At 47.3% G+C, this 25,686-nt stretch carries 20 protein-coding genes; 18 read left to right on the forward strand and 2 right to left on the reverse strand.

The annotated features are described in order from the left end of the window. Nucleotides 1-20: 20 nt before the first annotated feature. The 11 genes from secA to BLQ32_RS16005 all read left to right on the forward strand — a co-directional run bounded on the left by secA (nt 21) and on the right by BLQ32_RS16005 (nt 11,968). A complete protein-coding gene (gene secA / locus BLQ32_RS15955) occupies nt 21-2,543 on the forward strand; it encodes a preprotein translocase subunit SecA (RefSeq protein ID WP_074511083.1) in 2,523 nt (840 codons plus the stop codon). 88 nt (nt 2,544-2,631) lie between these two features. Then, a protein-coding gene (prfB, locus tag BLQ32_RS15960; RefSeq protein WP_139150568.1) for a peptide chain release factor 2 occupies nt 2,632-3,733 on the forward strand; the annotation gives its coding sequence in 2 pieces (ribosomal slippage) (nt 2,632-2,703 and nt 2,705-3,733; 1,101 coding nt in all). A gap of 198 nt (nt 3,734-3,931) precedes the next feature. Continuing rightward, nucleotides 3,932-4,804, forward strand: a complete 873-nt coding sequence (locus tag BLQ32_RS15965; protein ID WP_074511106.1) for a YitT family protein — start codon at nt 3,932-3,934, stop codon at nt 4,802-4,804. Between the two features lie 49 nt (nt 4,805-4,853). Continuing rightward, nucleotides 4,854-5,198 (forward strand): cytochrome c551, encoded by a 345-nt coding sequence (gene cccB, locus BLQ32_RS15970; RefSeq protein ID WP_036804365.1) that lies wholly within the window; start codon nt 4,854-4,856, stop codon nt 5,196-5,198. Between the two features lie 267 nt (nt 5,199-5,465). Further along, a complete protein-coding gene (gene ftsE / locus BLQ32_RS15975; RefSeq protein WP_036804363.1) occupies nt 5,466-6,152 on the forward strand; it encodes a cell division ATP-binding protein FtsE in 687 nt (228 codons plus the stop codon). Continuing rightward, nucleotides 6,142-7,026 carry a permease-like cell division protein FtsX gene (ftsX, locus tag BLQ32_RS15980; protein ID WP_036804361.1) on the forward strand — a complete coding sequence of 295 codons (885 nt, stop codon included), beginning with the start codon at nt 6,142-6,144 and terminating at the stop codon, nt 7,024-7,026. Before ftsE ends, ftsX begins: the two co-directional genes overlap by 11 nt. A gap of 109 nt (nt 7,027-7,135) precedes the next feature. Then, nucleotides 7,136-8,551, forward strand: coding sequence for a murein hydrolase activator EnvC family protein (locus tag BLQ32_RS15985; RefSeq protein WP_074511107.1), 1,416 nt, complete (start codon nt 7,136-7,138; stop codon nt 8,549-8,551). A 207-nt stretch (nt 8,552-8,758) separates the two neighbouring features. After that, nucleotides 8,759-9,337 (forward strand): TlpA family protein disulfide reductase, encoded by a 579-nt coding sequence (locus tag BLQ32_RS15990; protein WP_074511085.1) that lies wholly within the window; start codon nt 8,759-8,761, stop codon nt 9,335-9,337. 12 nt (nt 9,338-9,349) lie between these two features. After that, nucleotides 9,350-10,456, forward strand: coding sequence for a trans-sulfuration enzyme family protein (locus tag BLQ32_RS15995; RefSeq protein ID WP_074511086.1), 1,107 nt, complete (start codon nt 9,350-9,352; stop codon nt 10,454-10,456). Between the two features lie 90 nt (nt 10,457-10,546). Beyond that, nucleotides 10,547-11,698: a PDZ domain-containing protein gene (locus BLQ32_RS16000; RefSeq protein ID WP_074511087.1), complete on the forward strand. Its 1,152-nt coding sequence runs from the start codon at nt 10,547-10,549 to the stop codon at nt 11,696-11,698. A 12-nt stretch (nt 11,699-11,710) separates the two neighbouring features. Beyond that, complete coding sequence (locus tag BLQ32_RS16005) at nt 11,711-11,968, forward strand: CsbA family protein (RefSeq protein WP_074511088.1); 258 nt, start codon at nt 11,711-11,713, stop codon at nt 11,966-11,968. Between the two features lie 13 nt (nt 11,969-11,981). Here BLQ32_RS16005 and BLQ32_RS16010 read toward each other — a convergent pair whose 3' ends face one another. Then, complete coding sequence (locus BLQ32_RS16010) at nt 11,982-12,293, reverse strand: AzlD domain-containing protein (RefSeq protein ID WP_074511089.1); 312 nt, start codon at nt 12,291-12,293, stop codon at nt 11,982-11,984. Next, on the reverse strand, nt 12,294-12,986 hold the full coding sequence (locus tag BLQ32_RS16015) for an AzlC family ABC transporter permease (protein ID WP_036804349.1): 693 nt from the start codon (nt 12,984-12,986) through the stop codon (nt 12,294-12,296). Between the two features lie 229 nt (nt 12,987-13,215). Here BLQ32_RS16015 and BLQ32_RS16020 point away from each other — a divergent pair, with 229 nt between their 5' ends. From BLQ32_RS16020 to BLQ32_RS16050, 7 genes are all read left to right on the forward strand, one after another. Further along, nucleotides 13,216-13,845 (forward strand): TVP38/TMEM64 family protein, encoded by a 630-nt coding sequence (locus BLQ32_RS16020; RefSeq protein WP_074511090.1) that lies wholly within the window; start codon nt 13,216-13,218, stop codon nt 13,843-13,845. 78 nt (nt 13,846-13,923) lie between these two features. Then, nucleotides 13,924-17,400, forward strand: coding sequence for a helicase-exonuclease AddAB subunit AddB (addB, locus tag BLQ32_RS16025; protein ID WP_074511091.1), 3,477 nt, complete (start codon nt 13,924-13,926; stop codon nt 17,398-17,400). Beyond that, nucleotides 17,378-20,983 carry a helicase-exonuclease AddAB subunit AddA gene (gene addA, locus BLQ32_RS16030; protein WP_074511092.1) on the forward strand — a complete coding sequence of 1,202 codons (3,606 nt, stop codon included), beginning with the start codon at nt 17,378-17,380 and terminating at the stop codon, nt 20,981-20,983. The genes addB and addA overlap by 23 nt, the downstream gene beginning before the upstream one ends. A gap of 10 nt (nt 20,984-20,993) precedes the next feature. Beyond that, nucleotides 20,994-22,172 carry a DUF418 domain-containing protein gene (locus tag BLQ32_RS16035; RefSeq protein ID WP_083335368.1) on the forward strand — a complete coding sequence of 393 codons (1,179 nt, stop codon included), beginning with the start codon at nt 20,994-20,996 and terminating at the stop codon, nt 22,170-22,172. Nucleotides 22,173-22,215: 43 nt separating this feature from the next. After that, nucleotides 22,216-23,115, forward strand: coding sequence for a fumarylacetoacetate hydrolase family protein (locus BLQ32_RS16040; protein ID WP_036804335.1), 900 nt, complete (start codon nt 22,216-22,218; stop codon nt 23,113-23,115). Between the two features lie 69 nt (nt 23,116-23,184). After that, a complete protein-coding gene (locus BLQ32_RS16045) occupies nt 23,185-23,556 on the forward strand; it encodes a YisL family protein (RefSeq protein ID WP_074511093.1) in 372 nt (123 codons plus the stop codon). A gap of 287 nt (nt 23,557-23,843) precedes the next feature. Beyond that, complete coding sequence (locus tag BLQ32_RS16050) at nt 23,844-25,295, forward strand: alpha-amylase family glycosyl hydrolase (protein ID WP_074511094.1); 1,452 nt, start codon at nt 23,844-23,846, stop codon at nt 25,293-25,295. The last annotated feature ends 391 nt before the right edge of the window (nt 25,296-25,686 follow it).

Raw genomic sequence — 25,686 nt, forward strand, 5'->3', positions numbered from 1 at the left:
TACGCAGGGAGCGGTTATACATGCTTGGAGTATTAAATAAGGTATTTGACCCGAATAAACGGGATTTAAAAAGATTAGAAAAAACAGCTGATGGAGTGGAAGCGCTGGCTGCTGAATACGCTGCGCTTTCAGATGATGCGTTAAAAGCAAGAACGCAGCAATTTGTAGAGCGGCACGCTAACGGTGAATCATTGGATGATTTGCTGCCGGAAGCTTTTGCTACAATCCGGGAAGCTTCGAAACGTGTTCTTGGGATGTATCCTTTCCGCGTACAGATCATGGGGGCTGCCGCTTTGCACGAAGGCAATATCTCTGAGATGAAGACTGGTGAAGGGAAAACCTTAACTTCTACAATGGCCGTATACTTAAACGCCATTTCGAAAAAAGGCGTCCATGTCGTGACGGTCAACGAATACTTGGCAAGCCGCGACGCAACTGAAATGGGCCAACTGTTTGAATGGCTTGGCCTCACAGTCGGATTGAACTTAAACAGCTTGTCTAAAGAAGAAAAACGCGAAGCGTATGTTGCCGATATTACGTACAGCACAAACAATGAACTCGGATTCGATTATTTGCGCGACAATATGGTGCTGTACAAAGAAGAAATGGTTCAGCGTCCGCTGAATTTTGCCGTTATCGATGAAGTCGACTCGATTTTAATCGATGAAGCCCGAACACCTCTTATCATTTCAGGGCAAGCAGCAAAAGCAGCCCAGCTTTATGTGCAGGCTAATGCCTTTGCGCGTCTGTTGATGAAAGATGTGGATTATGCGTACGATGAAACAACTAAAGGCGTCGTGCTGACGGAAGATGGCATTGAAAAAGTCGAAAAAGCGTTCGGCATCGACAATCTGTTCGATATCAAACACGTTCGCCTAAATCATGCAATCAACCAATCGTTAAAAGCGCATGTAACGATGCACAAAGACGTGGATTATGTGGTGCAGGATGAAGAAGTTATCATCGTTGACCAGTTTACTGGCCGCTTGATGAAAGGCCGCCGCTATTCGGACGGGCTTCACCAGGCAATCGAAGCGAAAGAAGGCCTAGAGGTCCAAAACGAGTCGATGACAATGGCGACGATTACGTTCCAGAATTTCTTCCGGATGTACGAAAAGCTTTCCGGCATGACCGGTACAGCAAAAACGGAAGAAGAAGAGTTCCGGAATATTTACAATATGAATGTTATTGCCATTCCGACAAACAAACCGATCATCCGTGATGACCGGGTAGATTTGATTTATGCTTCCATTGCCGGAAAGTACAAAGCGGTGGCCGATGATATTGCCGAGCGCCATAGCAAAGGGCAGCCGGTTTTAGTCGGTACGGTTGCAATTGAGACATCTGAAATCATTTCCGATTACTTGTCTAAAAAAGGTATCAAGCATTCCGTATTGAACGCAAAAAATCATGCCCATGAAGCTGAAATCATTTTGAATGCCGGCCAAAAAGGCGCAGTTACAATCGCGACAAACATGGCAGGGCGCGGAACTGACATCAAGCTTGGCGAAGGTGTCGTGGAAGCCGGCGGTTTGGCAGTATTGGGTACAGAACGCCATGAATCCCGCCGGATTGACAATCAGCTCCGCGGACGTTCAGGGCGCCAGGGAGACCCCGGCGTTACACAATTCTATCTATCTCTTGAAGATGATTTAATGCGCCGTTTCGGATCGGATTCGATGCGTGCGATGATGGGGAAACTCGGCATGGACGATTCGCAGCCATTGCAGTCTAAAATGGTGACGCGTTCGGTCGAATCCGCACAAAAACGCGTGGAAGGCAATAACTTTGATGCCCGGAAACGCTTATTGCAATATGATGACGTACTGCGCCAGCAGCGTGAAATCATTTACAAAGAGCGTATGGAAGTTCTGGAGACAGACAATATGCGTGCGTTAGTGGAAAATATGATTAACGGTTCAATCGAACGCATGGTTTATTCCCATACTTCTGAGGAAAAACCCGAAGATTGGCATTTGAAAACACTTGTGGATGTCATCGGAGCGAACCTGCTTCCTGAAGATGCAATTTCCCTGGCAGATCTTGAAGGGAAAACGCAGGAAGAATTAATCGATTTCATCAAAGCAGAAGCGGTTAAACGCTATGATGAAAAAGAACAGGAAATGACGCCGGACCGCATGCGCGAGTTTGAGAAAGTTGTTTTGCTGCGTTCAATCGATACAAAATGGATTGACCATATCGATGCCATGGATCAGCTTCGCCAAGGTGTTCACTTGCGTGCATATGCACAAAATGATCCGCTTCGCGAATACCAGAATGAAGGATTTGCGATGTTTGAAGACATGGTCCAGGCTATTGAAGACGATGTTGCCAAATATGCCATGAAAGCGGAAATCCGCAATAACTTGGAACGCGAAGAAGTGGCGAAAGGCCAGGCTGTCAATCCGAAAGAGGATGGTCCGGCTCCGAAAAAGAAAAAAGAGCCTGTCCGCAAAGAAATGACAGTGGGCCGCAACGACCCTTGCCCTTGCGGCAGCGGCAAAAAATTCAAAAACTGCCACGGCGTAACTGCAAAGGTTTAAGGGCCGGCAGCAGCTGAACAGATAGGAAACACAAAGACCGAAGAGCATACTGCTCTTCGGTGTTATTTTGAGGAGGAAACATATCATGATGGAATTAGCAGACATCCGCAACGAGCTCGACAAATCAGCCAGTAAGCTGGCGGACTTTAGGGGGTCTCTTTGACTTAGAAAACAAAGAGGCACGGATTCAGGAACTGGACGAAATGATGCTTGACCCAACATTCTGGAACGACCAGGATTCGGCGCAAACGGTTATCAGTGAATTGAACGGCTTAAAAGAAATCGTCAATACGTATCACCGTTTTATGGAGACGCAGGAAAACTTGGAAATGACCCTGGAATTGCTCCGTGAAGAAAACGACGAAGAATTGCACGAAGAAATCGATTCTGAGATGAAAACTTTTATGTCGGAGCTTAGCGACTACGAACTTACCATGCTGCTTAGCGAGCCATATGATAAAAACAATGCGATTTTGGAACTGCATCCTGGAGCCGGCGGAACCGAGTCGCAGGATTGGTGTTCCATGCTTTTGCGCATGTACACACGCTGGGCTGAAAAGCGCGGATTCAAAGTGGAAACATTGGATTACCTTGCCGGAGACGAAGCGGGCGTGAAATCAGTGACACTTGGCATCAAAGGCCATAATGCATATGGATATTTAAAGGCGGAAAAAGGGGTTCATCGCCTCGTGCGCATTTCACCGTTCGATTCTTCAGGGCGCCGCCATACCTCATTCGTTTCGTGTGAAGTTATGCCGGAATTTACCGGAGAAATTGAAATTGACATCCGCACGGAAGATTTGAAAATTGATACCTACCGGGCAAGCGGCGCCGGCGGGCAGCACATCAATACAACAGACTCCGCTGTCCGCATTACCCACCTTCCGACGGGAGCTGTGGTAACATGCCAGCAGGAACGTTCGCAAATCAAAAACCGTGAAAAAGCGATGCAAATGCTGAAAGCGAAATTGTATGCGCTGAAAATTCAAGAGCAGGAAGCCCAGCTTCTTGAAATCCGTGGTGAGCAAAAAGAGATTGGCTGGGGAAGCCAGATCCGTTCATATGTTTTCCATCCTTATTCAATGGTTAAAGACCACCGCACCAATTATGAAACAGGCAACTTGCAGGCTGTGATGGACGGCGATATTGATGGCTTTATCAACTCGCTGCTCCGTTCAAAAATGCAATAAAGACTTCTTTTAAGCAAAAACCTGAGCCAGGCCCTACTTGGTTTCACTTTACAGAAGTGCAAAAGCTGTGCCATTTGTCGAAACATCGGCAAGTGGCACAGCTTTTCGCTTTATTCAGATGAAGTTCACAACTCTTTGGCCGTCTGTTATACTCTGACAGGATTCAAGTGAACATTCGAAGGAAAGAGGAATTAGATGATGAACAAAAGAAAACAGCGCAACCGGCAAGAGCCGCATCCCTATCTCAACTTAGTAGCGGATTACATCAGCATTCTCATTGGATCGGCCATTGTGGCAATCGCATTTAACGTGTTTTTATTGCCGAACGAAGTAGCTTCCGGCGGCGTCAGCGGAATCAGTACGATTTTAAAAGGCTTGTTTGGGTGGACGCCGGCTTTCGTCCAATGGGCTTTTAATATCCCTTTGTTTATCGCAGGCATCATATTGCTCGGCAAGAACTTCGGGATTAAGACAGCTGTCGGCACCATCTTTTTGCCGTTTGTGGTTTACCTGACCGCCAACTGGGAACCCTGGACGCTCAACCCGCTTCTCGGCGCCATATTCGGCGGCATTGGAGTCGGGACCGGCATCGGCATTGTATTCAGAGGGCAAGCTTCGACCGGTGGGACAGATCTCGCTGCCCAGATCATTACGAAATACACCGGCTTTACTTTAGGGACGAGTGTAGCATTGATTGACGGCATGATTGTTCTTGCCGCCGCCATTGTCTTTGATATTGAAAAAGGTTTGTATGCATTGATCGGCTTGTATTTGACGACCAAAACGATTGATCTGGTACAAGTTGGCTTTGGCCGTTCAAAATTGATTTACATCATCACCAATAAACAGGTCGAAATGCGTGATGCGATTTATGAGGAAATCGACCGCGGCGTCACAAAATTGACCGCGACCGGCGGATATACTGAAACCGAAAAGCCGATTATTATGGTGGTGGTCCACCAAACTGAGTTCACCCGTCTAAAGCAATTGGTCAAAACCGTAGACTCTTCGGCGTTTGTAATTGTTTCGGATGCAGCGGAAGTATTAGGGGAAGGTTTTAAAAGGGCGTAACTTTGGTATACTTTACTATGTATCAAAAATAGGTGAGGAGGGACCATACGTGAAAAAGCAATTAATGGCGTTATTGTTCGGTTCTGCATTAGTACTGGGCGCATGTGGAGGCGGCGGAGACGAAGCAGCAGAACCGCCTGCAGATTCACCTGATAGCAGCGGATCAGAAACTTCAATCGATCCTGAGCAGGTTGTTCAGCAAAACTGTATTTCCTGCCATGGTGAAAATCTGGAAGGTGCGGGCAACTTCCCAGCTTTGAATGATGTTGGTTCTCGTTTGTCTGAAGAGGAAATCAGAGGCGTTATTGACAACGGCCAGGGAGCTATGCCGCCCGATATAATTGAAGGTGAAGAGGCAGATGCTGTAGCAAAATGGTTGTCAGAGAAAAAGTAAACCGGCTAATTTAGCCGGTTTTTTTATTGCTTTTTTGCTTTTTAAGCATCCATTTACAATATGAATTAGTCTAAAATACCTTATTTTTAACAAATAGAAGAAACGGCAAAAACTTTATGCCTGTATAACATTATATTTCATCAACACCACTCAATTGATACATAAATGTAATAAAAAAATAGGTTTAGGATGTTATAATGAGCATGCCGGAATTTTTGAAGATGAATATCAGCTTAGGGAAACTCAATTAATATAGGTGGTTATTAAATGATTCAAATGAAGAATGTCTACAAAAAATATCCGAATGGCATCGTTGCTCTCAACGGAATGAACGTTGAAATCGAGCAAGGCGAATTCGTATATGTAGTAGGTCCGAGTGGAGCAGGGAAGTCGACTTTCATCAAAATGATGTATCGCGAAGAACGTCCGACCTCAGGCCAAATGCTAGTGGACGGCATTGATATTGCTACATTAAAAAACAAAAAAGTACCGTTGCTTCGCCGGCAAATCGGTGTAGTATTCCAAGATTTCAAATTGCTGCCGAGACTAAATGTCTATGAAAACGTAGCATTTGCTCTTGAAGTTATTGAAGAATCTCCTTCCAAAATCCGTGAGCGCGTTATGAAGGTGCTCGATATGGTGGGATTGAAGCATAAAGCAAGAATGTTCCCGACGGAGTTGTCGGGTGGAGAACAGCAACGGGTATCAATTGCCCGCTCAATCGTCAACCGTCCGAAAGTGGTCATTGCCGATGAGCCAACGGGGAACTTGGATCCTGAAACGTCGCTGGATATTATGAATCTGTTTGAACAAATCAACGCAAGCGGAACAACCATTTTAATGGCAACACATAACCGGGAGATTGTTAATACGTTGAGACATCGGGTTATTGCCATTGAAGGCGGATTAATTGTACGTGATGTGGCCGGAGGTGACTACGGCTATGAAGCCTAGAACATTAGCGCGCCATTTTCGTGAAAGTTTAAAGAGTTTAGGGCGCAACGGCTGGATGACATTTGCATCCGTCAGTGCTGTAACGGTGACATTGCTGCTTGTCGGCGTGTTCGTAATGATCATGATGAACTTGAACAAAGTGGCCGAGGATTTAGAAAATGATGTTGAAATCAAAGTTTTTGTTTCTCTCGAAGCGGATGAAACAGGAACTAAGCATATAGAAAGAATTATTACGGATATGCCAGGGGTTGAATCAGTCGATTTTTCCACTAAAGAAGAAGAGTTAACAGACTTGGTCCTTGATTTTGGGGACGAGCTGAGCTTATTCGAACAAAGCAATCCCTTGTTCGATGTTTTTTATGTGAAAGCGAGTGACCCACAGCAAACAGAGAACGTTGCTGCGGAAATAGCGAAAATCGGAAATATTCAAGATGTGGAATATGGAGAAGGCAAAATTCAAAAGCTGTTCGAGTTTTTGAATACAGGCCGGAATGTAGGATTGGTTTTAATCCTTGCATTGCTGTTTACGGCGATGTTCCTTATTTCAAACACAATCCGTATCACGATTGTAGCGAGACGGCGTGAAATCGAAATCATGAAATTAGTGGGCGCGACAAACTGGTTTGTCCGCATTCCATTTATATTGGAAGGCATGTGGCTCGGCTTATTGGGTTCCATCATTCCAATCGGTTTAGTTGCTGCATTGTATTATAATATTACTGAATTTACTCAGCCGAAATTAAGCGGCGAACTTGTCCAGATACTGGATTTCACTCCACTTGTTTACCAAGTGAGTGCATTGATCTTAGTAATGGGTGTCTTCATCGGTATTTGGGGCAGCTTTATGTCCATCCGGAAATTCTTGCGCGTTTAAGATCGCTGAGAACAGACAACAAGAATCCAAAACACAGAACTAGAGATAGATAAGAACGTAAATCCGAAAGGGGAACACGAACTTGACGTCGAAGCCAAAGTCGAAATGGATGTTGACTGGTTTATCTTCTGTATTAGCATTGTCGGTTTTAGTACCGACTGCTAGTGCAGATAAGCTAAGTGAACTTGAACAAAAAAAGCAGGAAGCACAACAGCAACAAAGTGAATTGAATTCCGGCATTAGCCAGAAAAACAACGAAATGGCTGAAAATCAATCCACTCTAGAAAAAATCATGGCGCAAATCAACGAACTGAATGCAAAAATCGATGAAACAAAAGCGAAAATTGCAAGTGTTGAAGGCGATATTGAACAAACAAAAGGTGAAATAGAAGAATTGCGGGCTTCGATTGAAGAACTGCAGCGCAAAATTGATGAAAGAACCGCTTTGCTCCAGGAACGCGCACGTGCGATTCAATTGAGCGGCGGATCTGTTGATTACATAGATGTATTGCTAGGAGCAAACAGCTTTGTTGATTTTATCGACCGTTTTTCAGCAGTTAATACATTGATCGATGCAGACCGTGAAATCATGCGCGAACAAGCCGCAGACAAAGAGCTTCTTGCAAAGCAAAAAGCCGAAGTGGAAACCAAATTGGCAGAGCAGGAAAATCGCCGCGCCGAGCTTGGAAAGCTGAAAGCTTCCCTTGATAGCCAGAAAGCGCAGCAAGCTGGCCTTGTTAAAGACCTTCAGGCGGAACAAAACCGTTTAGCCTCTGAAAAGGCGAATATGGTCCAACAGCGCGAAGAAGCAATTGACGTAACTGCTCAATTGGAACAGCAAATTATGGCTGAACAAGAACGTTTGGCTGAACTCGCACGCAAAGCGGAAGAAGAACGCCAGCGCAAACTGGCAGCTGAAAGAGCGGCACAGGAAAAAGCCGCTGCAGAAGCAGCGGCACGCCAAGCGGTTGAAGAAAGAGCAGCAGCAGAAGCTGCAGCAGCAAGTGCAAAAGCAAAAGCTTCAGCATCGTCCAGCTCTTCAGCAGCTTCAGTACCGGCACCAGCGCCTAAACAGGCTTCCACTTACTCAGCTCCTGCTGTTAAGCAAGTAGTGAGTTCAAACTTTATCCGTCCGACTTCCGGACGGTATACATCGAAATTTGGCTGGCGTGATATAGGCGCCGGACAGGAATTCCACCAAGGCGTGGACATCGCCAATAGCGTCGGAACAAACGTTATGGCAGCCGCAGGCGGATTTGTGTCTTATGCCGGTTCAATGGGCGGATATGGGAATGTTGTCATTCTTACCCACTCCATCAACGGACAGACACATGCAACGGTTTACGCTCACTTGAGCTCAATCGGTGTAGGAGTCGGGCAATCGGTAACTCAAGGGCAAAGCGTCGGCAAGATGGGGAACACAGGCCGTTCATTCGGATCCCACCTTCATTTTGAAATTCATGTAGGCCCATGGAATGGCGGGCGTACAAACGCAGTCAACCCTGCCAACTATATTTCTCTATAAAACAAATCTCAATCAGCGGAGGATTCATCTTCCGCTGACCGCTAAAGCGGGATTATCTTTTCAGCCGGCATCGCTTATGATGCCGGCTGTTTTTTGTTCGGATCAACAAGAACCACTTTCACATAAAAGCCATGATTAAATCTCTGCAGCAGTGGCATAATGATTGTGTTTTATCGTATGATGAAGGATGAACGAGGTGAATGAGGGATGTCGAAAAAGTGGATTGGCTTGCTGGTGATTGCTGCAATGATCAGCATTGTCGTAGCCGGCATTGTGAAAAATAACATTGAAAATACAACTGAATTTGATAATATTGCTTTAGGCAGCGATGTTGATTTTTTGGCCACGAAGGAAGGATTGGCCAAAGGGGAAGTAGCTCCCGATTTTGAACTGACCACTTTGGATGGCAAAGCGGTAAAACTTTCCGACTACCAAGGGAAGAAAGTGATTTTAAATTTCTGGGCCACTTGGTGCCCGCCTTGCCGGGCGGAAATGCCGCATATGCAAAAGTACTTTGAAGAGCAGGCAGGCCAGGAGAATGTAGAAATCCTGGCTGTCAATTTGACGACTGAAGACCGGGGCCTTGATAAAGTCGAAGCGTTTGTAAGCGAGTACGGGCTGACATTTCCGATTCCAATGGACAAAGAAGGCGAAATCGGATCTGTCTATCAGACAGTGACGATTCCGACCAGTTATATCCTTGACACGGATGGCCGGGTACAAAACAAAATTGTCGGGCCGATGAATGAAACAATGATCGAAGAACTGATTGCAAATATCGATTAAGGGGCTGGAGCAATGGATATGATGGAAACGAAAACGGTGCACACTGCTAAAGCAGGAGAACGGGCAATTCATCCAAAAGTTATGCCGCTGTATCAAACTTCTGCTTTTTCGTTCTCTTCACTCGAAGAGCTTGAAGGGTATTATGAAGGCAACGGGACGTATCTTTATTCCCGTACGGCCAATCCGAATACCGATGCCCTAGGAGAAACGGTGGCGAATCTGGAAGGGGCACCAAAAGGCGTTGCCGCTTCATCCGGCATGTCTGCAATCCTCGCTGGCATTTTGGCAGTCGTGCAAGCGGGCGATCATGTCCTTGCTGCCCAGGATGTCTACGGGGGGACTTTTCATTTGCTGAAAGAAGAGCTGGTCCGGTTAGGCATTGGCGTCCATTTTGCTGATTTCTCCAATATCAGTGAAATTGAAAAGAACTTAATTGATTTTCCGGAAGTAAAGCTCTTATTCGGCGAATCCATCACCAATCCGTTTTTGCGTGTAGAAGATATTGAAGTTCTGGTCCAGCTTAAAAAGCGTTATGGCGTTAAAGTGATGATCGACAATACGTTCGCAACGCCTTATGCCGTTCGCCCTTTCGAATTGGGAGCTGACCTTGTCGCCCATAGCGCCACGAAGTATTTGGGCGGGCATAGTGATGTGACAGCCGGCGTTCTTGCCGGAGACAAGGAGCTGATTGCCCTTGCTGCAAACCGAATCGTTAACATGGGGATGAACCTTAGCCCGTTTGAAGCTTGGCTGGCGCTGCGCGGCATAAAAACCCTGGCGCTCCGCATGAAAGCCCAAACGGCCAATGCCCAGGCAATTGCAGAATTCCTGAAAGACAAAGCACAAGTCTGGTACCCTGGAAAAGGGGCCATTGTGACATTTGCTCTACCCGAATCTGTGGATGTTTCCAAGTTTTTCTCATCGCTCGGCTGGATCCAGATTGTGCCTACTTTGGCAGGCGTCGAAACGACCGTCTCCTATCCTTACGGAACGTCCCACCGTGCATTATCGGAAGAAGAAAAAGAAAAAATCGGCGTTACTCGCCAAGTAGTCCGGCTGTCAGCTGGCATAGAAGGAACAGAAGATATTTTGGCGCAGCTGGGTGCAGCTTTCAAATAACTTAAAAAGAAGTGCAGGAGCCTTCAGTTGTTTGGTACAATGAATTGAAGCTTAGTTGCAAGTGATAGGATGGTGTAAAGAAAAGTGATAATGGATCTACTGCTAGACATAGGAAGAATTTTTGTTAACCCGCTTTTATACATAGCGCTGATTGCGGCTATTATGTTAGGATATTTCCGCGTAAAGCGGGAGAGGAAAATATTTCGTACCCGGATCGTTTGGGGTTGGACTGAATTTTCCGGATTTCTGAAAGACGGCTTGAAGTATGCCGTCATTTTTTCAGTCATTTTTGCGGGTGCCGGATTGGTGTTGCCGCTGGAATGGCTGGCTGCTTTAAGCATCATCAGCATCATAATGGTCATATCGGGATTTTATTCCGCGGGGTCGTTTATCTACTTAGCGGCTGCTGCGATAGGCCTCGTAGGGCTATTTGATGCAAATGGCTGGTCGCTGAATCTTGGATTCACCGATTTTAATGGCTATGCGATTGCCATGGAATGGTTATTGCCCGTGGCACTTTTAGCAGGTGCTTTAGTGATTGCAGAAGGATTGCTGATCAGCAAAACCGGAGCCGCTTCAGCTTCTCCGCAACTCGAGAAATCTTCCCGGGGATTGAAAGCGGCAGTTTACGGTTCCAAGCGCCTTTGGTTGATTCCGCTGCTGCTTGTTGTACCGGGTTCTCTAATAGAAGAAGCAGCGCCTTATTGGCCGCAGCTTCCAATTGGAGAAAGTTCGTTTTCGTTTATTCTTTTCCCGTTTGTGTTCGGTTTCCAAAACCGTGCCCGGAAAACTTTGCCTGTCTACTTGTTTCCTCAGATTGGCAAAATGACTTGGCAGCTGGGCATCGGCATCGTGCTGTTGGCCTTGCTGGGCTTATTATGGGCTCCAATGGCTATCGTTGCGTTAGTGCTTGGCGTTATTGGCCGCATTGCCATCACCGTCTACTTTGAACAGAAAGAGCGGCATGGCAAGCATGCAGTTACGCCAAAAGCGGAAGGCGTCATGATTGTCGATGTGCTGCCGGACTCACCCGCCCATAAAATGGGCTTGCAGCGCGGAGAAGTCATCCGAAAAGTGAATGGCTTGGCTGTTTCGAACGAAACGGAATTGTACCAAGCGATTCAAGTGAATGCGGCACACTGCCGTTTGGAAGTGCTTGACCATAACGATGAATTGAGGCTCCGCCAGCACGTCATATTCCGGCACGATCATCACCGATTAGGGCTGATTGTTGTCAATTGAGGAGTTTAAGTGATGGAATCGATGTTCACGAAGTTTTTACTGTCGCTGCTGCTGCCGGGGTTGTTTGTCGTGTTGTTCACGAGAGTAACATTTAACCACGTCGTGGGATTGGTTTTGACCGTGGCGCTGATTGCAGCGGCCGTTTATGCAGGATACACAAATACATGGTTTTTATATATCGTAAACGCCGCCTCCCTGACTATCGGGTTCTGGTATGCTACGAATATGTATAAACGCTCAAAAAAAGCCGAAACTCATGAAAATGAGTGACGGCTTTTTTATTTTACATAAAGAACAGGCTGTAGCATGCCAAGACGGCAATGGAACCCAACACGACAATCATCACGTTGGCGCCGGCAAAAGCAATGCCAAATGCGGCAACAGCACCGACAACTCCGAACCAGATATTTCCTTCCTGTATAAAGAAAATGGCAGGGAAGATGAGTGCCCCAAGAACCGCGTAAGGGATGTTGCGGAGAACATTTTGGACAGAAGCCGGAAGCTCCCGCCCTTCTAAAAAAGTAAGTGGAATGGCACGCGGAATATAAGTGACAACAGCCATTCCAAGAATCATCCACCAAAACCAAGCTCCCATTTAAGACTTCCTCTCTTTCGGTGAAATCAGTTCAACAAATACAGCAGAAGCCAGAGTGGCCACCAAGATGGCCCAGCCCGTCGAAAGCCATTCTGTAAAATAGAAAAAGGCATGGGTAAGGCCGGCGATTGCAGCGAGACTTACCACTTTTCGGTTTCTGCGCATGGACGGAACAAGCAGACCGACGAACATGGCATACAAAGCAATGGACATGGAGGCCTGGAGAAACTGAGGCAAGTTGGCGCCAATCATATGCCCAACTGCGGTAAAGACGACCCAACTGCTATAAGAGATGAGAATAACACCCGCAGCAAAACTTGTTTTCAGCCGGCCGCCTTGTTGCGTGGCCAATACGGAAAATGATTCGTCTGTGATGCCGAACGCGTAGAGGGCTTTTTTCCATCGGGCATCTGGCTGCATCTTCTCGTTCAATGCCGCCGTCATTAAGAAGTGCCGGATATTGACCACAAAAGTATTCAAGACGATCAGAATCGGCGCAACGCCTGCGGCAATCAACGACAATGATATGTATTGTGCAGCTCCGGCAAAAACAAAAATACTCATGGCCGTTGCTTCAATCAAGGAAAGGCCGGTCGTCTTGGCAAGCAAGCCAAATGTTAAAGCTATCGGAAAATAACCGATGGCGATACTGCTGCCGGCTTTTACTCCAGCAGAAAAACCCCGACTATCCATCTGTTTCGCTCCTTCTTCATATGTATTACTCATTTTCCAAATGTGGAGAAAGAGTGTAAAGTAATTAATATAGCATATCACAATATTAACTGATTTTTGAAGACAGATTTTCTGGATCATTTAAATGCCCAAAAATAAAAAGTGTGCAATCTCCCCGTTGCTGAAATTTGCCCAACAGGCACCGTGCAATGAGGAAATAAAAAATCTACGTATTCAAAGGATGAAGTGCATGTCTGATTTTTTCACAATGGAAAACATAATTGAGTTGACTCAATCTTACCGGGCATTCGGTCCGTTGATCGGTTTTCTCTTGCCTTTTATTGAAGCCTTTCTGCCGTTTCTTCCTTTGTTTGTTTTTGTGTTTGCCAATGCAACGGCATATGGCTTATGGATCGGCTTTCTTTTATCCTGGGGCGGTTCAGTGCTCGGGGCTTATGCGGTTTTCCTGGTGGTCCGGAAATACGGCCGCGCCCGATTCATGAATTTTATGACGAAACACCAAAAAGTGGAAAAGCTGATCTTGTGGGTGGAGCGAAACGGCTTTGGGCCGCTGTTCCTGCTTCTTTGTTTTCCGTTCACGCCATCAGCACTGGTCAATGTGGTAGCGGGCTTATCGAATATCAGCAGGCATTATTATTTGCTGACGGTCATGGCTGGAAAATTGGTTATGGTGTTTATGATTTCTTACGTAGGATACGATATCCGGGCTTTATTCACCCAGCCTGTCCGCACAGCGATTGTGGTAGTGGTCATCATTTTGCTCTACGTCATCGGAAAAATTCTGGAAAAAAGGCTCAACAAGCGAGTGGAAGCTGACTTCCGCCGGGCAAGCGAAGAATACAGAAAAGAGAAGCTGTAACAGGGCACCGGAATTGGTAAACAGCACCTTATTCATATATAATAAGAACAAACGTTCTATTAGAAGGGAAGTGGCGTTGTGTCATTGCGAATTATCTATGGACGAGCCGGATCTGGAAAAAGCCGGTTTATCCAGGAAGAAATTGCTGCGGAATTAAAACGCAGCCGAGACGGAAACCCGCTGTTTTTAATTGTGCCGGACCAGATGTCATTTTCTACAGAGTACCGTTTATCGTCGGCTTATGGGATGAGCGGGATGATTCGTGCTCAGGCTGTAACGTTCAAGCGCCTTGCTTGGCGTGTGCTGCAGGAAGTAGGGGGCATCAGCCGGAAAGAAGTGGATACGTTCGGCTACCGCATGCTGATCCGCAGTTTGCTGGAAGAGCACAGGGAAGATTTCCAATTGTTCCGCCGGGCAGCTGGAAAAAGAGGGTTTACTGACCAGATTGAACAATTGGTCAAAGAGTTCGCCCGCTATTGTGTCGATTGCGGAGAATTGACAACAATCCGGTCGTCCCTGGCTTCTGCTGGAGCTCCGCGGACGCTTTTGGACAAAGCGGCAGATTTGGAACTGATATTGAAAGAAATTGAGAACCGCCTAGGAAAGGTCTTTGTGGATTCCGAAGGGCATTTGGCGCTGTTATCCGAGAAAATCAAGTTTTCAGAGACGGTTAAATCTGCTGAAATTTATATTGATGGATTTTTCGCTTTTACCGCACGCGAGTACGAAATCATATTTGAACTGATGAAATATGCGAAGAACGTTACCATCGTTCTTCCGATGGACAATCAAACAGACCCCAACGACGAACAGGCTATTTTTTATCAGTCGGCCAATACCGGCGCACGGTTAACGGAACAGGCGCGCCAAAAGGGCATAGAGGTCGACCATCCGGTATACATGGACGAACAGTGGCGTTTCAACAAAGTGGAACTTGCGCACCTTGAAGAACATTTCGATGTTTACCCGCTGGTTGCTTCACAGTCAAGCGGTGCCATCTCTTTGGTGGAAGCTTCCAACCGAAGAGCGGAAGTGCACGCAATGGCGCGTTCCATCCGCCGGCAAATCCAGGAAGGGATGCGCTATAAAGACATCGCCATCTTGTACCGGCAGCCGGAAGCATATGATGAATTGATCAATACCATTTTCCCTCAATACGACATTCCGTATTTTATCAGCCAGAAAAAGTCGATGCTGCACCATCCATTAATTGAATTCAGCCGTTCTGTGCTGGAAGCCTTGTCTTCGAATTATTCCTATGAACCGGTATTCCGGGCAGTCAAAACGGATTTGTTTTTCCCAGAGGGCAGTGTTTCAAAATGGCGGGAACGCAGTGATCTACTTGAGAATTTCGTCATCGCCAACGGCATTTACGGCGAACGCTGGTTTGAGGAGAAGCGCTGGTTTTATAAGAAATACAGAGGACTGGAATTCCATACAGGCATCCAAACCGATGAGGAACTGGCTGCCCAAATGGAATTGCATGCTGTCCGCGATTTGATCCGTGAGCCGCTGTCCGGGCTGAAGGAAAAATTGACAGCTTGCTCGACAGGAAGAGAATTTGCGGAAGCCCTGTATTTATTCGTTGAACACATGCATGTTTACGAAAAGCTGCAGGCCCTGAAAGAACGCGAAGAATCCGAACACAGGCTGCTAGCAGCCACTGAACACGAACAGGCATGGACGCAGTGGGTGGAAGTGCTGGACCAGTTTGTGCTGATGTTCGGCGATAAGGAAATCGATCTTGCAACCGCCGCTAAGATTTTGGATGAAGGGTTTGAAACGCTGGAGTTTTCCCGTATTCCCCCTTCACTGGATCAAATCACGGTTTCAAAAATCGATTTGGCCCGGCTGATGGACATCAAGTCGGTATTTGTCATCGGCGTCAATGACGGCGTTCTGCCGCAGCGCGTGGAGCAGGAAGGCTTGCTGACGGATGCCGAACGGGAATGGTTTGCAAAAATCGGCATTGAACTGGCTCCCACTTCGAAAATGCGGTTGATGGACGAAACCTATACCGCTTACCGTACGTTTACAGCATCATCTGATTTGCTGACGGTTTCTTATCCGATTGCTGATGAGGAAGGGAAGGCCCTATTGCCTTCACTGTATATCCAAAAAATCCAGGACATGTTCGGGCTGGAACGGATTCCAGCTGTGATTGACCCGGAAGAACTGAAAGACGTTTCCCCTTTGCCTTATATTTCGCACCCGCGGGCGAGCCTCGCTTATTTGACGTCGCAGCTGCGCGGCGGCGAATTGTCGGCTGAATGGCGCGCTGTGCTGTCTTATTACCGGGAAGATCCGTTTTGGGCTTCTGTTGTCGAGCGGATTGTCAAACCGATCAAGGCCAATGTGGCGGATCCGCTGCGGGAAGAAATTGCAGAGCCGCTGTATGGCCTGCCGGTCTCATCGAGCGTCTCCCGGGTTGAAACGTATTTCAGCTGCCCATTTGCCCAGTATGTGGCATACGGTCTAAGGCTTGAAGAGCGGGACCAATACAAATTGGCGGCGCCGGCTATGGGGGATTTATTCCATGCCGCAGTCAAATGGATTTCAGATGAAGTGAGCCGCCTTGGGGTCTCCTGGTCTTCTCTAAGCAAAAAACAATGCCAGGAATTGGCCAAAGAGGCGATTCAGCAGTTGTCGCCTTATTTTGTCAATTATATTTTAATCAGTTCTCACCGATACCGCTATATTCAGCATAAATTAGAAGGAATTATCCGCCAAACTGCGTTTATGCTCAGCCGCCATGCCAAAGTATCCGGTTTTGCGCCAGTTGCGCTGGACGTCGGATTTGGCGGTTCTGAAGCCATTCCGCCGCTTGATATTGCCTTGAAGCGCGGCCGCCAAATGAATGTGCGTGGTCGCATTGACCGCATCGACTCCACGGAAATCAACGGCAAGCCGTATATCCGCATCGTCGATTACAAATCATCGAAGCAAGGTCTCGACCTTGGGGATGTTTACCACGGCCTGTCGCTGCAGACCTTCACTTATTTGGATGTGGCTTTAGCCAATTCAGACCGCTGGCTCGGCACGCAGGCAGAACCGGCGGGCGTGCTGTATTTCCATATGCACAACCCGATGCTGAAGTTGACAAAACTGATGACGGCAGAAGAAATTGAAGAAGAAGTCGCCAAGTCGTTCAAAATGAACGGGCTGATTGTGGAAGATCCCGAAGTTGTACGTGCGATGGACAGTGACATTGAAGGCTATTCCAATGTTATTCCGGTGCGCATGAATAAAAAAGGCGAGATTTCAACATCCCAGTCCCGGACGGTCCAAAAAGGCGATATGGAAATGATCCGCCATTTTGTCCGCAACAAGCACCAAAAAGCCGGCAACGGCATCTTGGACGGCGATACCGAAATCACGCCTTACAAAGTGAAGGAAGATACACCGTGCCAGTTTTGTTCCTACCGTTCCATCTGCCAGTTCGATCCGTCAGATCCGGAACAAACTTACCGCAAATTGCCGGATTTAAGCGCTGATAAAGCAATAGAATTGATTCGAAAGGAGACTGCAGACGATGATTCCGATAAAACCGACTGATGCCACATGGACAGATGAACAATGGCAAGCCATTTGGGCTAAGGGGCAGGATATGCTCGTTTCTGCAGCAGCCGGATCCGGCAAGACGGCCGTGCTGATCAACCGGATGATTGAAAAAGTGCTGGATGAAAATGAGCCGGTCTCCGTGGATGAGCTGCTTGTCGTGACATTCACGAACGCATCCGCCGCAGAAATGCGCCATCGCATGTTTACTGCTCTGGAAAAAGCGGTAGCGGAAAACCCCGATTCCCAACATTTGCGGAAACAAATGCGGCTTATCAATAAAGCGCAGATTTCCACGCTGCATTCGTTTTGCCTGCAGGTAGTTAAGCAATACGCATACTTGCTGGAAATCGACCCGGGTTTCCGCATCGCCAATGAAACCGAAGCAGCATTGCTTCGGGATGATGTATTGGAAGCGGTCCTGGAGTCCGCTTATGAAGGAGAGCACGCTGAAGCCGTCTACCGCCTTGCGGACAGTTTTACATCCGACCGCAACGACCAGGCGATGGAAGTGCTCTTAAGCAAGCTGTATGACTATTCACGGGTGCATCCGGAGCCTGACCGCTGGCTGGAACAAGTGCCGGCGCTATATGCAGTTCCTGCCGGTGCAACGGTCGATGATTTGCCGTTTATCGCCGGTTTAAAGATGACCATCCGCCACGCGCTTGAAGAAGCGCTCAATTTGGCGGATGAAGGAAATCAGCTGGCGCTCTATCCTGAAGGCCCGGTTCTGTTAAGCGAAACATTTGAAATGGATATGGACTTGATCCGTACGGCACTGGATGCCCTGGAGGAATCATGGGACAGCCTTTATAATTTCTCGAAAGCGTTCGCTTGGCCGAAAGCGGCCACCATCCGCAAAGATTCGTGCGACGCTGAACTTGCAGAAGAAGCAAAAGCGAAGCGCAGTGACGTGAAAAAAATCGTCAATGGCGTGATGGACGCTTATTTCGTCCGGTCTCCCAAACGGCTGCTCGATGAAATGCGCGAGATGGCTCCGTTGATGAAAACCTTGGTGGAGCTGACGAAAGTCTTTGCGGCACAATACAAAGCATTGAAAATTGACCGTGCATTGGTCGATTTCTCCGATTTGGAGCATTATGCCCTGGAAATTTTAAGTGACGAAAGCAAGCCGTCCCCAATTGCACTTGATTACCAAAAGCAGTTTAAAGAAGTGCTGGTGGATGAATACCAGGACACCAATATGCTTCAGGAAACCATTCTGAATCTGGTGAAGTCCGGCGGCGAAGCGGACGGCAATCTCTTCATGGTAGGCGACGTCAAGCAGTCGATCTACCGCTTCCGCCTTGCTGAACCGATGCTGTTTCTTGGCAAATACAGCCGGTTTACGAAAGATGCCGACGGGACAGGCCTGCGGGTCGACTTGAATGCCAATTTCAGAAGCCGGCGGGAAGTGTTGGATGGCACCAATTACATTTTTGCGCAGATTATGGGCGAGCGCGTCGGAGAAATCACTTACGATGAAGCCGCCGCACTGAAAAACAAGGCGCCTTATCCGGATCAGGATGTTCCGGTGGAATTGACCTTGATCCATGAGCCGGAAAGCGATGAAGAGCCGGAAGAAGACTTGGCGAAATCCCAGTGGGAAGCCCGCTATATTGCAAAGAAAATCCGCGAATTGATGGAAAAAGAGATCCATGTCTACGATCCATGGAAACAGCAGCAGCGTCCATTGGAATACAGTGACATTGTCGTCCTGATGCGTTCGATGACCTGGTCAGGCGATTTTGTGGATGAGTTTAAAGCGGCCGGCATTCCGCTGTATGCCGAATTGACTGGCGGCTATTTTGATGCACTGGAAGTCATGATCATGCTGAATACGCTGCGCGTGATTGACAATCCGTATCAGGACATCCCGCTAGTTTCCGTGCTCCGGGCGCCGTTCATCGGATTGAAAGAAAATGAATTGGCGGAAATCCGGTTGGCGGCTCCGCAAGCATCGTTTTACGATGCCGTTAAAACCTTTATTCAGGGAGGGTCGGGCATCGATCCGGCTGCTGCGGAAAAACTGCGCCGCTTTATGCTTCATTTGGAAGACTGGCGCAACTTGGCGCGGCGGGGGTCGCTTGCTGAGCTGATCTGGCAGGTGTATTTGGATACGAATTACTACGAAATGGCCGGAGCGATGTCGAACGGCAAGCAGCGGCAAGCGAATTTGCGCACGCTGCATGACCGGGCATTGGAATACGAAAAAACATCGTTCCGTGGATTGTTCCGCTTCCTGCGCTTTATCGACCGGATGCGGGAGCGCGGAGATGATCTTGGGACAGCCAAGTCGTTGAGTGAAAAAGAAAATGTGGTCCGGTTGATGACGGTCCATAAGTCAAAAGGGCTGGAATTTCCGGTTGTTTTTTTTGCCGGCGCCGGCCGCATGTTCAATGAAATGGATTTCCATAAACCTTATTTATTCGACCAGGACTATGGGCTTGCCGTAAAAGCCGTCAATCCCGATACCCGCCTCGAATACACATCGCTGCCGTTTTTGGCGGTCAAAGAAATGAAGCAGCTGCAGATGAAGGCGGAAGAAATGCGCGTCTTGTATGTGGCCATGACCCGGGCAAAAGAGCGGCTTTATTTGACAGCGTCTGTCAAAGAGATTGACCGGCTGTTCGGTAAGTGGAAAGTGAATTCGAAAGAAACCTTGCTGCCGGATTACGTCCGTTCCCGTGCCAAAGGCTATCTGGATTGGATCGGCCCGGCAATTGCCCGTCATCCGGATGCTGCAGAGGCCCTGCAGGCAAACGGCAGTTCACTTCCGCATTCATCCCGCTTCCACATCAATATTGTTGAATCGGCTTCTTTATTGCCGGCACTCCTTGACGTGGATGAGCTGCTGCGGCCGGATGCACAAGACAAAGACTTTACGGAAGAAATAGCACGACGATTTGATTTCCGTTATCCTTATCAATATGCGGTCGAAAAAAGATCAAAGCAGTCTGTATCCGAAATGAAGCGCATCCAGATGCTTCAGCGGATGGATGAGCCAGAATCGTTTATTCAAGCAGCTGCACCGGTTCGGCGGACGCTTGTCCACCGGCCGGACTTTATGCAGGATAAACGGTTGTCTGCGGCAGACGTGGGAACGGCTGTCCACGCTGTCATGCAGCACATCCCATTGACTAAAAAAATGGGGGCTGCAGAAATAGCGGAATTTGTCGAGACGCTTGTCGGCATGGAAATTTTATCGCCCGAAGAAGGAAAAGCAGTCAAGGTTAACGAAATTGAGCAGTTTTATGGAACCGAATTGGCTTCCCGCTTAGCCAATGCCAAAAACGTAAGGCGTGAAGTTCCATTTACTTATGCCAAAAAAGACATCGACGGAGACCACCAGATCATTCAGGGGATTGTCGATTGCCTGTTTGAGGAAGAAGACGGCTGGGTCCTGCTCGATTACAAAACGGACAGCATTTACCAAATGGCCGATATTGCGGGGGAAATGGCTGCCAGATACAATGTCCAGCTGGCAATTTATCAGGAAGCTGTAGAAGAAATTTTGCAGATCTCAATTAAAGAGCGACTGTTGTACCTGTTTGCGGCAAAGCAAACAGTGAAAATTTAGGAGGGTTTTTGTGAAGTTACAGCCCGTAGCATTAAACGAACGCGTCTATGCAATCGATTTGATGAGAGGATTTGCTCTTTTGGGCATCCTGCTCATCAATATGCTGACGTTCCACTCGCCATTTTCTTATATCGATCCCTACAAGTGGTTTAATGGCGCATGGGATACAGAAGTATTCAGCGTGCTTGATATTTTTGTCCAGGCTAGCTTTTATCCGTTATTTTCTATGTTATTCGGGTATGGTTTAGCAATGCAGTTCATGAAAGCGCAGAAATACCAGCGGCCCTTTATGCCAATTGCTGTAAAGCGGCTGCTGATTCTTCTGGCTTTTGGCATCATTCATGCATTTTTAATCTGGTATGGTGATATTTTGATCACCTATGCCATTACCGGATTTTTCCTGCTTGGTTTTATCCGCTTGAAGCCCGCTTGGCTTTTAGGGCTGGCAGCGGCGATTTACGTTATTCCGCAAATCTTTTTGCTAAGCCTCATGTTCGTAGCAGTATCCATTGACCCGAACATCTACACAGGCATGCAGGAAGTGCAAAGCTCACTGGCGGCGTATCCTTCAGGGACGTTTGCAGAAATTTTCAGCCAGCGTTTTGACGATTGGATGCACAGCAACAACCCAGCGAGTTATTTTTATTTAATCATTACAATCCTGCCTTTTTTAATGGCAGGTGCGGCGGCTGCAAAGATGCAATTGATTGAACGTGCTGCCCATTACCGCAAATTATGGATCAGCCTCGCAGTTGGCGGGCTTGTCCTTGGCCTGTTATTGAAGTCCACACCGCTGTTGATTGATAACAACTATGCATTCCAATACCTGCAGGACATTTTCGGCGGTCCGCTTGTCGCAATCGGCTATGCGGCTTTGATTGCATTGATGGCGCAGAGCCTCAGCTTCCGGAAATTTCTGAGTCCGTTGGCCAAGGCCGGGCGCATGTCGCTGACCACTTATATCGGCCAGTCGCTTATTGCGACGCTCATTTTTTATTCGTATGGCTTTGGGCTTTACGGACAAGTGGATGTTTTGACAGGCACATGGATTGCGCTCGGAATTTTTGCTATCCAGGTGATTTTTGCGGAATTGTGGCTGTCGAAGTTCGGTCAGGGCCCTTTGGAATATCTTTCAAGGCGATTGACTTACGGAAGAAATTTAGAAAAAAGCAACAATTCAAAACGATGAATGTGTATAATGAATGGAATCATAGAAAAGGAGTGTTTGACGAATGAAGCTGTTATCTTTTCGATTTGAAGAAGAAGAACGTTTTGGACCAAAAGTGAAAAAAGAGGAAGCTGTATGGGACGTTTTAGCCGTTCAGCAAGAACTGCAAATTTTGCCATCTTTCCCATCCAGACTGATTGAAGGAATACCTCAGGGAATGGAATTTGTAGAACAAATCCGCAAATTGACGGAAGCAGCTGCCAAGTCCGATAACCCTGAGCAATTCAAACGCTCTTTTTCAAATATCGAATGGCTAGCACCTATATCACGAACACCAAAAAACATTATCTGCATTGGCAAAAACTATGCAGACCATGCGAAAGAAATGGGAGCGGAAGCGCCTGTTGATTTAGTGGTCTTTACGAAAACACCGCAGACCATTGCAGCCGATGAGCAAACCGTTTCAGTCCACAGCGATGTAACGGATTCATACGACTACGAAGGCGAACTGGCTGTCGTAATCGGCAAAAAAGGCAAATCGATTCCGAAGCAGATGGCTTACGACTATGTTTTTGGGTATACAATCGCCAACGACTTGACTGCACGCGATCTTCAAAGCAAGCACCAACAGTACTTTTTAGGGAAAAGCTTGGAAGGCTCTTGCCCAATGGGACCTTACCTGGTAACAAAAGATGAAATTCCGGAAGCACAGGATTTGTCGATTGTGACGAAAGTGAACGATGAAGTGCGCCAAAACGGCAACACAGGAAATATGATTCGCCGCGTGGATGATTTGGTAGCGGAAGTTTCCAAGTACATTACGCTTGAACCGGGCGATGTTATTTTAACCGGAACACCTGCTGGCGTAGGCAAAGGCTTCAACCCGCCGAAATTCCTGAAAGCCGGCGACACCGTGAAAGTTTCAATCGAATCGATTGGAACACTCGTCACACATTTGTCATAACGGCAAACATGTCATTTAGTCCTCCAATTGTGCTAAACTGGAAAAGACTAAATTGAATGAGGTGACGTTTTGGACTTTTTAATTGATTCTACGCATGTACACATTACGACATGGGTCATTGGAATTGTGCTGTTTTTAGTAGCAGCTTTCATGAACCCGGCAAGCAAAGGGCGCAAAATTGTGCATATGGTAGCGCGCTTATTCTACATTTTAATCCTGATCTCCGGATTGGCATTGTTCATCGAATATTCTTCATCGGATGCGATGATGTACGGCTTGAAATTCCTTTTCGGCTTAGTGACAATCGGAATGATGGAAATGGTCTTGGTTCGTTCGAAAAAACAAAAACCGGTTACAATGTTCTGGGCGCTGTTCGCAGTTTCTCTGTTTGTTACATTGTTCATCGGTTTCATGTTGCCGATCGGACTGGACTTGTTCTAAGAAACAGGCGCTTAAGCGCCTGTTTTTTTTATGAATGCAATAGCATTCATTTCTGACTTTAAGAAGAACGATACGTTTTTGAAACTTTGTCGATGGCTTAGTTTTCAGGCAATTAGCCTTGTTATATCGTTGCAGCCATGCATTTTCCTCAGGATATTCACAGTTTAGACGAATGTGCGGACGGTTGCGGCGCTTTCACGAATTATACATAGCAGTACCCAAGCGATTTTGTTAAAATAAACCGGGTGGAACGGAATAAATAAGCCTCATTGAAGGAGGATTTTGGATTGAAAGCAAAATGGATTGGGAGCGTCTTGATCGGAATGCTGGCACTTGGCATGGTGCAGCCGGCTGCAGCTGAAGAAACAAAGACGATTGAAGACGAAATTATATATGATGTATTGGTGGACCGGTATTTTAATAAATCGATCCAAAACGATTATGACGTGAATGCACAGGATCCAGCTGATTTCAGCGGCGGCGATTTTGCCGGTGTGGTGGACCAGGTGCTTTATGTCAAAGAAATGGGCTTTACGGTATTGTCCATTGGACCCGTTTTTTCATCCGCTACATACGATGGCAAACAAGTGCTGGATTACAATGAACTTGAGCGCCATTTTGGAACAAAAAAAGAATTTAAAACGCTTCTTGAAGAAGTGCATGACCAAGACATCAAAGTGATGGTGGATGTGCCGACACAGAACCTCAGCAAAGACCATACATGGGCAGTGGAAAATCCGGAATGGTTTGAAGAAAATGAAGACGGCACCTTGGCGCTCGATACAGCAAATTCAGACGTACAGGAAGCCTTGATTGAAACTTTCAGTAAATTCGTGCAGGAATATGAAGTGGATGGCTTAAAACTTCAGAATGCAGATCAATTGGATACCGGTTTCATCAAAGATTTTTCTAAAGCGATTAAAGAGATCCGCAGTATTTACTTGATCAATGATGTGGAAATGGAGCCGGTTGAAGGATTGGATGCGGTCGTTTTGCCGGGGGCAGAAGAGGCTTTGCGGAACTCGTACAAGCAATTTGACCAGGGTTCTTCTGATGTGCCAGCTGTCATGGAGGAGAGCGCGGGCCATTTGATCCGCGTTGACTCGCTGCTAGGATCACGGTTTACAGCGGATATCGTGGCAGAAAGAGGATTCCCGCCGACGCGCTGGCGTTTAATGGCTACGCAATTGCTGACAATGCCTGGCATTCCAATTGTGCAATACGGGACAGAAACCGCAATGAACGGAGAAGCCTTGCCGGAGTCGCATCAAATTTTGAACATGGCAGTCGATGAAGAATTGATTGATCACATCACCAATTTGACGACACTGCGCAATTCTTCTGCAGCACTCCGTACCGGTGACACAGAAGTTCTGCATGAAGAAGATGGCTGGCTCGTCTACAAGCGCTTCAATGATGAAGAGTCGTGGATTGTTGCGATTAACAACACTTCTTCCACGCAAAGCGTCACCCTTCCAGCAGATATAGTTGGCAGCGATAAAGAGCTGCAGGGACTGTTTGAAAGCGACCGGGTGCGCCAGGAAGCAAATGGAGAATACCGGATTTCCTTGGAACGAGAATTGGCGGAGACCTATCACGTGACGGACGAAACCGGCTTTAACAAAGCGTATATCGCAGCACTTGCCGTATTGTATATCGTCTTCATGATTTTCCTTTGGGTGGTCTGGAGAAAAGGCAAACAACGGAAAGCGGACGAAGCTGCGAAAAATAAAGAATAAGAGCAAAAGAACCAGCACCTGGAAAAGGTGCTGGTTCTTTTTCGGTGTGCCCGGCATGGGCGTAATCTATAGGGTGCAAGTCCCGAACGGTGAAGGCAGAAGTAACCGTTAGCCAAGCGCAAGGGTGTCCACGGCGACGTGGAATCTGAAGGAAGCGGGCGGCAAACCTCCGGTCTGAGGAACACGAACTTCATACAAGGCTATGTGCGATTGGGTGAGTCTGCTGAACAAGGCAAAGCCCTTTCTGCCGAAGGTCGCATGCAGTAAATGAAGCAGATAGGTGGAGGGAAAGATTGCGTTCTTACCCGGGGAGGTCTGGTTGAAACGCCAAGTACCCTTGGTAACCTGCCCAGTGATGGGCAGCTGAACAACCAGAAGTCAGCAGAAGCCA

The organism is Planococcus glaciei, assembly GCF_900099655.1.
Lineage (GTDB): Bacteria > Bacillota > Bacilli > Bacillales_A > Planococcaceae > Planococcus > Planococcus glaciei.